At 34.5% G+C, this 11,590-nt stretch carries 21 protein-coding genes and 2 pseudogenes; 18 read left to right on the top strand and 5 right to left on the bottom strand.

The window, feature by feature from the left end; genetic code table 11:
* The first annotated feature begins 119 nt into the window (after positions 1-119).
* The 3 genes from DR88_RS00230 to DR88_RS31260 are packed head-to-tail and all read left to right on the top strand — an operon-like array spanning position 120 to position 816.
* Complete coding sequence (locus tag DR88_RS00230) at positions 120-380, top strand: type II toxin-antitoxin system RelB/DinJ family antitoxin (RefSeq protein WP_001570852.1); 261 nt, start codon at positions 120-122, stop codon at positions 378-380.
* A 3-nt stretch (positions 381-383) separates the two neighbouring features.
* A complete protein-coding gene (locus tag DR88_RS0127225) occupies positions 384-659 on the top strand; it encodes a type II toxin-antitoxin system YafQ family toxin (protein ID WP_004150484.1) in 276 nt (91 codons plus the stop codon).
* Complete coding sequence (locus DR88_RS31260; RefSeq protein ID WP_004150485.1) at positions 610-816, top strand: hypothetical protein; 207 nt, start codon at positions 610-612, stop codon at positions 814-816. The genes DR88_RS0127225 and DR88_RS31260 overlap by 50 nt, the downstream gene beginning before the upstream one ends.
* An 11-nt stretch (positions 817-827) precedes the next feature.
* Here DR88_RS31260 and DR88_RS00235 read toward each other — a convergent pair whose 3' ends face one another.
* Positions 828-1,031, bottom strand: coding sequence for a hypothetical protein (locus DR88_RS00235; RefSeq protein WP_004150486.1), 204 nt, complete (start codon positions 1,029-1,031; stop codon positions 828-830).
* A 331-nt stretch (positions 1,032-1,362) separates the two neighbouring features.
* Here DR88_RS00235 and DR88_RS00240 point away from each other — a divergent pair, with 331 nt between their 5' ends.
* From DR88_RS00240 to DR88_RS29155, 10 genes are read left to right on the top strand one after another with little or no spacing between them, the layout of a single operon-like run.
* The gene (locus DR88_RS00240; protein ID WP_001570849.1) at positions 1,363-1,890 is read left to right on the top strand and encodes an ankyrin repeat domain-containing protein; all 528 of its coding nucleotides are present in this window, start codon (positions 1,363-1,365) and stop codon (positions 1,888-1,890) included.
* A 10-nt stretch (positions 1,891-1,900) separates the two neighbouring features.
* Positions 1,901-2,110 (top strand): hypothetical protein, encoded by a 210-nt coding sequence (locus tag DR88_RS00245; RefSeq protein ID WP_001570848.1) that lies wholly within the window; start codon positions 1,901-1,903, stop codon positions 2,108-2,110.
* Positions 2,107-2,364 carry a hypothetical protein gene (locus DR88_RS00250; RefSeq protein ID WP_004150488.1) on the top strand — a complete coding sequence of 86 codons (258 nt, stop codon included), beginning with the start codon at positions 2,107-2,109 and terminating at the stop codon, positions 2,362-2,364. The genes DR88_RS00245 and DR88_RS00250 overlap by 4 nt, the downstream gene beginning before the upstream one ends.
* Complete coding sequence (locus DR88_RS00255; RefSeq protein WP_004150489.1) at positions 2,365-2,787, top strand: hypothetical protein; 423 nt, start codon at positions 2,365-2,367, stop codon at positions 2,785-2,787.
* Positions 2,784-3,077 carry a hypothetical protein gene (locus tag DR88_RS00260; RefSeq protein ID WP_001570846.1) on the top strand — a complete coding sequence of 98 codons (294 nt, stop codon included), beginning with the start codon at positions 2,784-2,786 and terminating at the stop codon, positions 3,075-3,077. The genes DR88_RS00255 and DR88_RS00260 overlap by 4 nt, the downstream gene beginning before the upstream one ends.
* Before the next feature lie 11 nt (positions 3,078-3,088).
* Positions 3,089-3,211 (top strand): hypothetical protein, encoded by a 123-nt coding sequence (locus tag DR88_RS31655; protein WP_004150490.1) that lies wholly within the window; start codon positions 3,089-3,091, stop codon positions 3,209-3,211.
* A 1-nt stretch (position 3,212) separates the two neighbouring features.
* Positions 3,213-3,524, top strand: coding sequence for a hypothetical protein (locus DR88_RS30190; RefSeq protein ID WP_058820517.1), 312 nt, complete (start codon positions 3,213-3,215; stop codon positions 3,522-3,524).
* A 2-nt stretch (positions 3,525-3,526) separates the two neighbouring features.
* Complete coding sequence (locus tag DR88_RS00265) at positions 3,527-4,084, top strand: type 4 pilus major pilin (protein ID WP_004150493.1); 558 nt, start codon at positions 3,527-3,529, stop codon at positions 4,082-4,084.
* A gap of 15 nt (positions 4,085-4,099) precedes the next feature.
* Positions 4,100-4,639, top strand: a complete 540-nt coding sequence (locus tag DR88_RS00270) for a type 4 pilus major pilin (protein WP_004150494.1) — start codon at positions 4,100-4,102, stop codon at positions 4,637-4,639.
* 16 nt (positions 4,640-4,655) lie between these two features.
* Positions 4,656-4,901: a hypothetical protein gene (locus tag DR88_RS29155; RefSeq protein WP_004150495.1), complete on the top strand. Its 246-nt coding sequence runs from the start codon at positions 4,656-4,658 to the stop codon at positions 4,899-4,901.
* Between the two features lie 73 nt (positions 4,902-4,974).
* Here the strand turns inward: DR88_RS29155 and DR88_RS00275 are convergent, their stop codons facing one another.
* The 4 genes from DR88_RS00275 to DR88_RS00290 form a co-directional block, all read right to left on the bottom strand.
* Complete coding sequence (locus tag DR88_RS00275; protein WP_004150496.1) at positions 4,975-5,421, bottom strand: H-NS family nucleoid-associated regulatory protein; 447 nt, start codon at positions 5,419-5,421, stop codon at positions 4,975-4,977.
* Positions 5,422-5,509: 88 nt separating this feature from the next.
* Positions 5,510-5,998, bottom strand: coding sequence for a hypothetical protein (locus tag DR88_RS00280; protein ID WP_004150497.1), 489 nt, complete (start codon positions 5,996-5,998; stop codon positions 5,510-5,512).
* A complete protein-coding gene (locus tag DR88_RS00285) occupies positions 5,988-6,470 on the bottom strand; it encodes a hypothetical protein (protein ID WP_004150498.1) in 483 nt (160 codons plus the stop codon). The genes DR88_RS00280 and DR88_RS00285 overlap by 11 nt, the downstream gene beginning before the upstream one ends.
* 11 nt (positions 6,471-6,481) lie before the next feature.
* Positions 6,482-7,036 (bottom strand): hypothetical protein, encoded by a 555-nt coding sequence (locus tag DR88_RS00290; protein WP_004150499.1) that lies wholly within the window; start codon positions 7,034-7,036, stop codon positions 6,482-6,484.
* Positions 7,037-7,206: 170 nt separating this feature from the next.
* Here DR88_RS00290 and DR88_RS00295 point away from each other — a divergent pair, with 170 nt between their 5' ends.
* From DR88_RS00295 to DR88_RS0127220, 5 genes and pseudogenes are all read left to right on the top strand, one after another.
* On the top strand, positions 7,207-9,423 hold the full coding sequence (locus tag DR88_RS00295) for a DotA/TraY family protein (protein ID WP_071531390.1): 2,217 nt from the start codon (positions 7,207-7,209) through the stop codon (positions 9,421-9,423).
* A 109-nt stretch (positions 9,424-9,532) separates the two neighbouring features.
* Positions 9,533-10,099, top strand: coding sequence for a hypothetical protein (locus DR88_RS00300; protein ID WP_004150502.1), 567 nt, complete (start codon positions 9,533-9,535; stop codon positions 10,097-10,099).
* Between the two features lie 62 nt (positions 10,100-10,161).
* Positions 10,162-10,455, top strand: a complete 294-nt coding sequence (locus tag DR88_RS00305) for a hypothetical protein (protein ID WP_025862245.1) — start codon at positions 10,162-10,164, stop codon at positions 10,453-10,455.
* Between the two features lie 105 nt (positions 10,456-10,560).
* A pseudogene (locus DR88_RS00310) lies at positions 10,561-11,163 on the top strand (DUF3800 domain-containing protein); the annotation flags it as partial.
* Positions 11,164-11,254: 91 nt separating this feature from the next.
* Positions 11,255-11,574: pseudogene (locus tag DR88_RS0127220) on the top strand (transposase); the annotation flags it as partial.
* Positions 11,575-11,590: the final 16 nt, after the last annotated feature.

Here is an 11,590-nt window from a genome sequence, read left to right as displayed (position 1 = left end):
TACCTTAGTTCTACGCCAGATTTCAACACAGAGAGTATAGTCTATATCAGTATATACTACTTGTTTTTGTTGCTCAGTTGAGCTACAGTATAACCATTAACCAAAAGGAGGTTTCCAACATGGCCGCAAATGCATTTGTTCGTGCTCGTATAGATGAAACACTGAAAAATGAAGCTGCAGTAGTGCTTGCCGGAATGGGCTTAACCGTTTCCGATCTGGTTCGTATCACTCTGACTAAAGTAGCCAAAGAAAAGGCTCTGCCGTTCGATATGCGTGTTCCTAACGAGCTTACTGCTAATACCATCGCTAACAGTGAGAAAGGCGTAGACGTTCATACAGCTAAAGATGCTGATGATCTGTTTAATCAGCTTGGTATCTGATAAATGACCACAAGGACGATTGAATACTCAGGCCAGTTCCAGAAAGATGTGAAGAAGGCTCAGAAGCGTCATAAAGACATGAGCAAGCTTAAAGCCCTTATGACGCTGTTAATCAATGATGCCTTGCCATTGCCTCAAGTCTACAAAGATCACCCTCTACAGGGGAACTACAAAGGCTATAGGGATGCTCACATAGAACCAGACTGGCTACTCATCTACAAGATAACTGATGAAGTCCTACGCTTTGAGCGAACCGGAACACATTCAGACCTGTTTTGATGGATCGGTAATCATTATGAGCAAGTTCTTTGAAGAGTTGTTGAAGTCAGCAGAGGAAGCCGTAAAAATCTCGAAAGGTGAATTGAAACCTTCCCGGATAACCAGACTCCCTAAACCTGATAAAACTAAAGATGATGGAAAAACTAAAGCCCCTTAATGGGGCTTTTTTTATTTTAAAGCTTTTCGTGGTAATTCGAATATCACATACAACAATGCAAAATTCACAATACACAAACCACATTCTTTCATTAAAACAGACACATTCACATGCCCGTAATCATAAATATTAAAAGTAAGAATAACCATAAATACGAATAATGTTGCTAATAAGTAGTTTACGTTTGCCGATAAAATATTAATGTATTTTTTCATGATGCTTTCCTTTTTTATTTAGTTATACTTAATAGATACTTTAATATAAAGTAAAAATCAAATATATATTATACTTTTTGTTTATGTTCCGACAAACGGAGTATATATAAAAGAAAAGCGCCCCGAAGGACGCTTTAATAACACTAACCGAAAACAAATAAACAGAAACATTATGAATGAACAGTTAATATACTTAACTCTCTTAATCAATATCCAATTAATATAAATAAAAGTCAAATTTATTTTAATTTATTTTCTCAATATAGATTGACTTATATTTAAAATCGAATATAACTTAACTATAAACATTTAAATATAAGGAATAAACATTATGAAAAACACTTTAAATACAAAAATACAGAGTATAAGAAACAGAGGTATAGTATCAAGCAGAAACAGAATGCTATTTTCTAATGACGTTGAAACTGTTAAGTCTTACATTCACTTTGCTGGAACTTCTGAAATAAACACTACAGATGAAAATGGTAAAACAGCTTTGTTCGGGGCAAGTTTTGAAATAGCTGAACTTTTAATAAAAGCTGGTATAGACGTAAACCATAAGGATAACTTCGGTAATACAGCATTGTTCTTTAGTGATTTTAACAGCACATGGTTGTTATTGAATAAAGGCGCTGATATTAACGCAGTAAACAACAATAACATGAATGCGCTATACACTGCTGATACGTCTAAGGCAAGGATGTTAATCAAATCAGGTATAAACATAAACAATAAATCTAAACTTGGTCATACCGCTTTATATTACGCTCACTTATTAAATGACAGAAACATGATGAGTGTTTTAATGGATGCCGGAATAGAAATAAGTCATAAAGAACAAAAAAGATACGCAGCATAAGGAGAAAGAAATGAAAAAAGCTAAGTTTGTTTTCAATATAGTAGGAATGATGATTTTTAATATATGTGCTGTTATTGGTTTTCTAAGCATGTTGAAGGTTGAAAACACTCTTAGCTACTGGATAGCTTCTATTGTGGTTGGACTATTAACGATAGTCGCATATAGGAATGAAATATCAAATGAGTTTGGAACCAATCAAAATATAAGAGGTAAATTATGATGAGCGGAATAAAGGAAAATTTAATATATATGGTGTTGGGGTTGTGTTTGATGGCTTTTGGCGTCATTACCGCTTTAAGTTTAAGCGATGATTTTTGGAAGAATCATAGTTTTATAGGCTCTATAACATTAGCACCATTTAAAATGTTTGGATGTGTACTGGCAACAACAAATTCTTTAATTTTGGTGATTAAATTGGTTGTAAAGTTATTAAATATTGAATCTATGAAATCAAATAAGAAATGGAGTTGGTAAATGAATGATAGATATTATAAGTTGGAAATAAATACAGAAATGGTTGTTGAAAGTTTATTTAAGTTTTACAAAGAATACTATCTAAGTCGATATGAAAAAATAGAAGATGTAGATTGGGATGAACAAAGTATCATGAAACACCATGAATATTATGTAGAAAATAAAGGTGAAGTATATTATTTATTTATGGTGGATATGTATAAAGAGTATCAAAAAGAAAAGTATGAAATTTCAGAGTCTGAATTTTTATATCCCAATGGAGCAGGATTCAAAAAAAGAACAAGTTATAACTGTAGTGGTTTTTTTGAATCTGATGAGAATATTTTGATTGATGTTAAGAATGTAAAAGATGATGAACTTCTTACAGGGTTAAAAGTTAAGTATGAAGAGTTTATTTCAAATCTAAAAGGAGTTGGTAAATGAAAAAAGACATAACAAGAGAGTTAAAGAAGTTGGGTTTACATAATGGTAATGAGTTTATAGCAAAAGCGGCGTTAATTGAAGGAGAGAGAGCAGAAAGTATCTTAGCCCTGATAGAACGCTTAGGTAGACGCAAAATCATTCCTGAAGGCGTTAAACACGGTTTCAATCAGATTAAGGCAACATACAGGTTATCCGGCTACATCAATCAGGCCATAGCTGTTATAGCGTTTAAAGCCTATGTGAGCGAGCCAGCAGAGAATTTTAAGGCAGATATACACTGGAATATTTAAAGGAGGTAGTTATGGGAACAGAGACAAGAGAAAAGGAAGCTGAAACATGGGCTGAGTTTATAAAAGAGTTTTTGAATGATGGCGGTATCATTTACAAACAGATAGAAAATAACAATCAAACAAGTAGAGGTTAACGTGGCGGATAAAATAAATAGTTTCTTTAGAAGTCTTTATGACTCTGATAGTGAAAACGGAAAAAAACTTAGAGAATTCTCAATGATAATAATGAGATTAGGAATATGGATGATTACATATGGTTCTTTCAGTGTTTTATTTGGTGGTTTTTTGGGTTTCGATTTCAATACAGACGTAATTGCTAAGATGACTGTAATTACAGGAGTTGGAGGTGTTGTATTTCTTATGGGTTTGTTTATTACGTTTATATTTAAAAAAGATGGCAGTATCTATGATGGTAAAACCATCAAACAAAACAACAAAGGAGAATGATTATGATAAATAGTTTTAGATTATTAAAAGACAGAAAGAGCAAGAAAGGATTTTCATTATTAGAGCTATTATTGGTGTTAGGTGTTATAGCAGCATTGATAATAGCAGCATTTATGATATTTCCAAAAGTTCAGGCTTCACAAAGACTCGATAGAGAAAGCAGAAACTTAACAGCTATCCAAGCAGGTGTTAAATCGCTTTATGGTGGAAGGGCTAAAATATCGAATTTGAATACTGATAGTTTCATAGCTTCCAAGAACGCCCCTGATAACATGATCCAAGATGGTAAACTCATCAATGAGTGGAAAGGGAATGTATCAGTAGAGTATTCAGGTAATCATGGTAAATATAATATTATCTATGACGCGGTTCCGGCTTCTGACTGTTCTAAACTCATAGCAGCAGTATCAGGAAACTTCGTTATTATAGATGTTTATAATGGCAATGGTTCAACGCAAGTTAAAAATCTGGAGGAAGGTAAAAACATAGATATAACCGCTACATCAGCAGCATGTTTTTCAGAAGATAACTCTACGATTATATTTTCTTCAATCATATAAAGTGGAGTTAACAACATGATTAAAACATTAAACAGAACAAAAGGATTCTCATTATTAGAAATGTTATTAGTATTTGGGATTATATCAGCGTTGATAGTGGGTGTTTTCATGATTTACCCAAAAATCAGCGCAGGACAAAAAATAGATAATGACATAAAGATTTTAGGAACTCTTAACGCAGGGATTAAAAACCTATACGCAGGATCAGCAAACTACACCGGGCTTTCAGTAGATGCTGTTATCAAGGCTAAGTTAGTGCCGGAAGACTTAGTAGACGAAGGCCAGATATGGGATAGCTGGAACGCTAACGTTCTCATAGAACCCTATTATGACGGTAGCTTTTACATAGGGTTTGAGAACGTGTCTGTAGATGCCTGTGCCAAGTTCGTCACTCAGGCTGGTTCAAGCTTCTTTAAGATAATTGTAGCGTCTACAGAAGTGAAGAACACTGATAACGGTATGGATCTCAACATGGCAACACTTACAGCGGCCTGTATCAACAATGATGATGGTTATGGCGGCAGACCCGTCACAATTTACTTTTACGAAAAATAATAGAGAGGAATGAATTATGAATAGAACAAAATTAGTCTTAGTTATACACGCATGGTTTTATATAACATTGGTATTTGCTGGTTGTGGTGCTCTTTTGTGGGCTACTGTTATTAACCCTTCTTATTTAAACATGGGATATATATTTATAGCTGGAACGATAATAGCATGGTATGAGGCATTTAAAGTAGTAAAACAGCTAAGACAGATTAGAAAAGGAAATGTGAAACCCCTTGTTTTACACTTCAATGATAAATATGAATGATTATAAGTGAAAATATCCAAAATTAAAGCCCCTATCGAGGGGCTTGGTTTTTTCTCTGGTGTTGGTATTGTTTTTAGTCTTCTTTCTTGATCAGGAAGCTTTCCAGCTCTTCGCCCTTCTCAATCAGTTCTTTCAGTGCTAACGGCATACGTCCACGGCCTGTCCACGTCTGTTCTTCACCTTCTACAGTGAACGCATACTTAGGCTCAACAGAACCACGTTTTACGCCTTTACCACCTTTACCCTTGCCAGTAGGGGTAGGAGCATCAATTTGACCAAGTAGAAGCGCTCTGACGGCCTCAAGGCTTACTTCAAAGCCCTCGGACTGGAGAAGTTCAGTAGTAGCCTTAAGCTTTTCTTCTACCAGTGCCTGTTTCGCTTTTTCCTCTTCTGCTTCTTTTAGGAACTCATCCTTAACGGTTTGAACCTTTTCAGCGAACTCAAGGAAGGTGTCATAGCCCATCTCATGGGCTTCTTTTCTGATAGTGCGAATGTTATTAAAATGCCCTAATGCGCTCATGTTTTATCCTTTTCAACATTTAAGTTAGAAGGTAAACATAGCACATCATAAAACAGTGAACAATATAAAAGGGGCTTAACAGCCCTTTTTAAACGATGGTGAGTAATGGTCTTTTCAAATCAGGTTTTATTTTAAATCTGTTTGAAACATCTAAAATCATTTTGTTGGCTAAAGATAGATTACTTCGGTATATATCAAACAAATCTTCTTCGATTGCCTCTAAAGCTCCCTCTATGTCTTCCAATGACATTTCACTTACAGCGATATAATGATCGCAAAGGTCATTAACTAAATATTGGTATAACTCATCTTCTGACTTATTAGAAAAAGCATAATAACCCACTCCATCTAATGACATGATGTATGTTGATGATATATGAATATCTTGGTTAATATCCTTTAATCTTATTGTATTAATATCATTAATCCATTCTTTATTTTTAAATACGAAAAGCTCTTTTATGTTTCGAACATCTTCACCACGTTCAAGCTCTTCATTTGTGAACTCATCCTGATATAAAAGAAACTTAGCAAAAAGAATAGCATTAAGCATAAATTCAATGTTTTTATTTTTCATAAATAACCTCACTTTTTATTATCAGGCACTGATTGTTTTTAAGCAAGGTATCAATCGAATACTTTATTATACCAATTGCGGAAAGTGTATATTTAGTCGGAGATATTTCTTTTAACCTATATTTTAGATCTTTACACAATCTCACGAATACGGGGCGTGTGTCTTTTCTTGATGCTCTATAGTTAACTGTAGTAAATGGAATAATGCTACTATCACGCTTTACTGATTCAATTACGATTTCTTTCTCAACTTGTTGTATTGAGATTGAAATGTTTTCATCTAATATTTTTTTGATTCCATAATCTAATAAAGCTGATATAGACACATCAATAGCACCGGAACAATGTCTTTTGATAAGGGCTAAAAACTCTGGTGTCATTCTTAACTGTATAGTATCCACATCATTGTTAAACGTTGTTTGATTTAACACTAAGATCTCGCCTGTAATACCATCATTGATTTTGATATTCATCTTTCAGCCTCTTATTTAAAAAACAAATAAATGATAGTTATAAGAATAAACATGAAAACACACCAATCTTTAAAAGTGGTTTTATTTTCCTTCTTAAAAACAGGTTGCTCGATTATTTCTTCATCATGATGCTCTACTTTATCAATCTCATATTCTGTTATAAAAGCTCTCTTTACCCTATGAACATCCTTATTATATATTATATTTTTTATGCGTTCATTTATGATTAGATTGTCGTATTGATCAAGAAATATTTCCTGATTCTTACCGCTATCATACTTAAATGGTATTAGTCTATACCATTCCCTTAAACTTTTATTAGGATGTTTCATGTTGTGTTCAATACTGAATTTCATATTTTTAGGCTTTACAACATTAACACCTGTAAGATTGCTATCTTTAAGAGATTTCAATAAAGTTGGAGTAATTAAATAACAATTATCATCACAATAAAGTATTTCCTCTCCGCTAATTATATCAATAATCACATATTGTTCTGATTCTTTAACAGTTATATCGTTCTCTAAGATTCCTATTCGAAATGGTTTTAGCATATAATATTTCATTTTATTCTCCTTTGTTTTCTGTTCATTTATTAATTAGCTAATTAAAATATATTTGTCAATAATATTATACACATCTTGACTATATTAATTATTGTTGTATTTATTTATATGTAAGCCAAATAAAAATAATAAGGATACGAAACAAATAAACATACAAAATGGAGAAAGTTATGAAGAAGAAAAATCTTTTTATTCTAAGCTTATTCTTAAGCTTATTCATAACCTCACCTGCCCATGCATTGAATCTCTTTGGTTTAGTGACGGGAAGTGAGGATGCTGTAGGAAACAATATAGACAAATGGTTTAACCCGTTTCAATCAAACATCACAGGAGCCGTTCTTGATGTTTACTTGCCTATTATAATGCAGTTAGGTGGGATTATAGCCGCATACACGCTTATTGCCGGAACAATGTCAACAGCTCATGACGGTGAGATGTTAGGTAAAAAATGGTCTTCAATGTGGGTTCCTATAAGAACCGCCTTGGTTCCGGGTTTACTTTTCCCGATCTCCAATGGTTATTCTGCTCTACACATGATTATATTGTGGTTAGTGTTAGTTGGTAATCAGTGGGGTAATGATGTTTGGAATAAGCTTGCACCACGCCTAATCACAGATAATACATATATATCAGTTGATAACAAAGCAGCAATACGACAAGTAGTAATGAATACATTATATTCAGCAGCTTGTGTTAATATCTACAATGAAAATGCTAAGAAAGTTAATGCAAATTCGAAATGGGGGCCTGCTTATCGTTATATGGATACAACTCCGATTAAAAATGACAAAGTTGTAGGTTATAATTTCGGTTTACCCGCTGCACCTAACAGTTCATATGGAAATGGTATAGACCTTTGCGGTAGCACTAAGTTAAAACTCCTAGACAAGGATTTAAAATCGGGTTCTACTTTGATTGATACAACTAAAATCAGTAAAGCCGTTCAAGAAGCCCAAATAAAAGCTAATGAAGCTTTGGTTAAGGGAGCTACTGCTTATGCAGGTTATCTTTCATCAATGCCAAATGATAACGCTGAACAATTAAATAAGATTATCGATACTTTAGTTAATGCTTATAGCCAATTCATACAAGCTTCCGCTGAAAGCGTTATGAAAGAGTCATTAACACAATCTGAAATTGATAAGCTAACAGAGAAAGGATGGACTTATAGTTATACTTTCTATTCAAGAATTGCTGATTCAATATCAGAAGCTAATGCAGCGGTTAACAGGTATCCTACGGCTTCAATGAATTTTCAACAAAATGATAATGCTAACTATTATGGTTTTAGTAGTGGAAATCAACTTTATGAAGTATATCCAAAATTAGAAAGACTTCAAAAACTTTTGAGTGATGCAAATAAAGTAGACTCATCTATGTTAGATTCTAATAAAGGTGATGATGGTTGGTATCAAAAGATTATATCAACTTTAGGCGGAAACTTATCATGGACAAACAACTATGAAGCATCTAAAGCATCAAGTTTAATGCCTCTTTCTGTATCCGTTAATTTGGGTTCAAGAATGATAGTTAGTGCTGAAACATCATATATACTTTTAGCGGGTGGTGCTGTGGCAGGTGGTAGTATTCCGTTTGTTGGTAATGGTATACAAACAGCAGCAATCTTTGTATCTCCACTCTTTAATAGTATACTAAAAAACACTATTTTAGGTGGGAATTTGTTAGCATTCGTAATTCCAATGATGCCTTATATAATAGGTTTCTTCTGTGTTGCTGGATATTACATATTAATATTTGAAGCAATGTTTGGAGCGCCACTTTTAGTTTTGGCTATGTTATTACCAGATCAAGATGGTATTGTAGGTAAGCAAGGGCAAGGATACATGCTTGTTTTAAATATTGGTTTAAGACCACCATTAAACATGGCTGGGTATGCTGGTTCCTTCGTTTTGACAACTATACTTTTCGATATGATGAATTCTACCTTCTTTACAGCAGGAAGTAATACTGAAGGTGGCTTATTAGCCATAAATAAAGGCTTAACTATGCTCCTACTATATGGTTCATTAATGCTAACTGTAGAGTTAATGTGTTTAAAACTTATGCATGTTATTCCTGATAATCTTTTTAAATGGATCGGTGGGGCAACATCCTCTGTGTTAGGCATGGTTTCAGGACAAGCTGAATCATCAACAGCTAAAACCGCAGCGGCGGCAGCGGCAGGTGCTGGAATGATTTCTAATATGATGTCTCCGCAGTTTACCAAGCCTAAAACTGAACCTAAAGAAACAACACCGGGCGGTAATGATCCTAAAGCAACCGAAGGTAGTAATACGGTATTTGATGATGTAAAAACTGAGCCTGTAGTTAAAGGTGATAGTGGACAAGATATCAAAGACTTTGATGAAGATGAAAATAATAAATAATAAATAATAAATAATAAATAAAGCCTCTTTTTAGAGGCTTTTCTATTGACATGTTATTTTTTTATTTGTATATAAAATTATACACACTTATTATAAAAGGAAATACATTATGAAAAAAAATGAAATAAACATACCCAATGGTTTAAAAACAGGTCTTAAAGTAGCTGCGTTTCCAATTATTGGTTTTTTTAAACTCTTTATCATTCCATTTCTTATCCCATTTTTATTGGCAAAAAAAATATTTAACAAAGTTAGATATGCCAGAGGCTTACCGGGACATGAAGTTAATAGTTTTGATGTTTGGTATGAAATTAAAAATCTAAATGAGGCAAAGCTTAATTACATGTATAAACGCTGTGCGTCGATGGCGTGGATGTCTTTATTATTTTTTATTTTATTCATGTCTATCACCATCTTTATGGCTTGTAATGGTACTAAATTACTTTTTGTTTCATCTTCTTTAAGTCTTACAATTTTAGTGTTTACTCAGTATTTTCACTTTGTTGTTTTTGCTTACTGTTTCAAGATACGCTCCTTTGATTACAAGCTTGATACTTTTAAATCTCTTGAAGATATTCTACCCAATCCCTTCAATGATATTGCTATGGCAAAAAAAGATGGAAAAGAAATTCCAGTTCAGTTCTACCCAAAGGGTAGAAATATTTTAAAAAAATAATTTGATATAAATAAAACTGTACGATATTATTTAATCAACAAAACGAGAGAGAGGGCTTTAAAATGTTATGGGAAATCACTGAATGGTATATCGAAACGACTAAAACTTTAGCAAACATGTTTTATGCTATACCGCTTTTAATGTTTCAGATTGCTTTGACCTTAGCTTTTATTTTCGGTGTAATTCTTCCGATTAGTAAAATCAAAGGATTGAAGAATCTTGATTCAAGCGCTGCTGCACCATTCATGGCAGTCTTAGGTTTACCTGCTTTAGGATTGATATTTTTAACATTCGGAATGACGGGGGTAGCGTTTTTAACTGTCATATCTAAAATATTCAATCTGAATATCTTATAATAGCAATACTCTCTCTCTTAAAGAAGCCCGCCTTGTGCGGGTTTTTTGTTTATAGACTTCCAGATCCTACATTGTTATATATGGTTCATAACCCACAAAAAAGTGATGTGTATGAATCCTTTCCCGCAGCAAAACAAAAGCTATCAATTCTATTACGATGAATCTAATAACGTTCGTAAACTATATCTTTCCAAACAAATTGATGGTTATAACATTGACCATGATCCAGACAAGCACAACAGCGTAAACTTCGTGTTAGCCGGTGTTGCTCATACTGGTTCCTCATCGAGTGCCGACTTTGATGATTTACGCCAGCGCATACAGCTACAGGCCAACGCTAAAGAGTTCAAGCTGAAACACTTAGCTAAAGGCGACTTCCTGACTATGCTCACCTCTAAGAAGCTCACAGCGTTCTTTGAGTGGCTTCTCTATGGTGATCTATACCTACACTACTTCCACCTGAATATGGAGTATTGGGGATACGTGGACATCATTGATGATTGTATCCTGTTCGGACGTGAGAAGGGCTTCATCCCGGAAATGAGTGATGAACAGCTCTATGGCTACATGTTGGCAAACAAGGACGCTCTACACACCTACGTTAAAGCTAACAAGGTTCAGTTCATCCAGTTCCTCAAGTCCTATGACTTCCCATACATCGAGGGGCGGGAGAAGGATTTCATACAAGGGCTATCAAGCCAGATCTCCTAGACTGGCCCCCTGAATCTCCAGACAACCAATATCACTTAAATAAGTGATAGTCTTAATACTAGTTTTTAGACTAGTCATTGGAGAACAGATGATTGATGTCTTAGGGCCGGAGAAACGCAGACGGCGTACTACACAGGAAAAGATCGCTATCGTTCAGCAGAGCTTTGAACCGGGAATGACGGTCTCCCTTGTTGCCCGGCAACATGGTGTGGCAGCCAGCCAGCTATTTCTCTGGCGTAAGCAATACCAGGAGGGAAGTCTTACTGCTGTGGCTGCCGGAGAACAGGTCGTTCCTGCCTCTGAACTTGCTGCCGCCATGAAGCAGATTAAAGAACTCCAGCGCCTGCTCGGCAAAAAACGATGGAAAATGAACTCCTTAAAGAAGCCGTTGAATATGGGCGAGCAAAAAGTGGATAGCGCACGC

It is taken from the genome of Klebsiella pneumoniae, from assembly GCF_000742135.1.
GTDB lineage: Bacteria > Pseudomonadota > Gammaproteobacteria > Enterobacterales > Enterobacteriaceae > Klebsiella > Klebsiella pneumoniae.
Note: the sequence above shows the minus strand (reverse complement) of the source record. Positions and strands in the feature narration are given on the sequence as shown.

Coding starts and splice junctions, on each gene's coding strand:
- DR88_RS0127225 (WP_004150484.1), top strand. CDS start 384: ATGACCACAAGGACGATTGAATACTCAGGCCAGTTCCAGAAAGATGTG.
- DR88_RS00280 (WP_004150497.1), bottom strand. CDS start 5,998: ATGAAAAATAAAAACATTGAATTTATGCTTAATGCTATTCTTTTTGCT.
- DR88_RS00270 (WP_004150494.1), top strand. CDS start 4,100: ATGATTAAAACATTAAACAGAACAAAAGGATTCTCATTATTAGAAATG.
- DR88_RS00295 (WP_071531390.1), top strand. CDS start 7,207: ATGAAGAAGAAAAATCTTTTTATTCTAAGCTTATTCTTAAGCTTATTC.
- DR88_RS00285 (WP_004150498.1), bottom strand. CDS start 6,470: ATGAATATCAAAATCAATGATGGTATTACAGGCGAGATCTTAGTGTTA.
- DR88_RS31260 (WP_004150485.1), top strand. CDS start 610: ATGAAGTCCTACGCTTTGAGCGAACCGGAACACATTCAGACCTGTTTT.
- DR88_RS00305 (WP_025862245.1), top strand. CDS start 10,162: ATGTTATGGGAAATCACTGAATGGTATATCGAAACGACTAAAACTTTA.
- DR88_RS00290 (WP_004150499.1), bottom strand. CDS start 7,036: ATGAAATATTATATGCTAAAACCATTTCGAATAGGAATCTTAGAGAAC.
- DR88_RS00245 (WP_001570848.1), top strand. CDS start 1,901: ATGAAAAAAGCTAAGTTTGTTTTCAATATAGTAGGAATGATGATTTTT.
- DR88_RS00250 (WP_004150488.1), top strand. CDS start 2,107: ATGATGAGCGGAATAAAGGAAAATTTAATATATATGGTGTTGGGGTTG.
- DR88_RS00260 (WP_001570846.1), top strand. CDS start 2,784: ATGAAAAAAGACATAACAAGAGAGTTAAAGAAGTTGGGTTTACATAAT.
- DR88_RS29155 (WP_004150495.1), top strand. CDS start 4,656: ATGAATAGAACAAAATTAGTCTTAGTTATACACGCATGGTTTTATATA.
- DR88_RS00255 (WP_004150489.1), top strand. CDS start 2,365: ATGAATGATAGATATTATAAGTTGGAAATAAATACAGAAATGGTTGTT.
- DR88_RS00240 (WP_001570849.1), top strand. CDS start 1,363: ATGAAAAACACTTTAAATACAAAAATACAGAGTATAAGAAACAGAGGT.
- DR88_RS00235 (WP_004150486.1), bottom strand. CDS start 1,031: ATGAAAAAATACATTAATATTTTATCGGCAAACGTAAACTACTTATTA.
- DR88_RS00275 (WP_004150496.1), bottom strand. CDS start 5,421: ATGAGCGCATTAGGGCATTTTAATAACATTCGCACTATCAGAAAAGAA.
- DR88_RS00230 (WP_001570852.1), top strand. CDS start 120: ATGGCCGCAAATGCATTTGTTCGTGCTCGTATAGATGAAACACTGAAA.
- DR88_RS00300 (WP_004150502.1), top strand. CDS start 9,533: ATGAAAAAAAATGAAATAAACATACCCAATGGTTTAAAAACAGGTCTT.
- DR88_RS31655 (WP_004150490.1), top strand. CDS start 3,089: ATGGGAACAGAGACAAGAGAAAAGGAAGCTGAAACATGGGCTGAGTTT.
- DR88_RS00265 (WP_004150493.1), top strand. CDS start 3,527: ATGATAAATAGTTTTAGATTATTAAAAGACAGAAAGAGCAAGAAAGGA.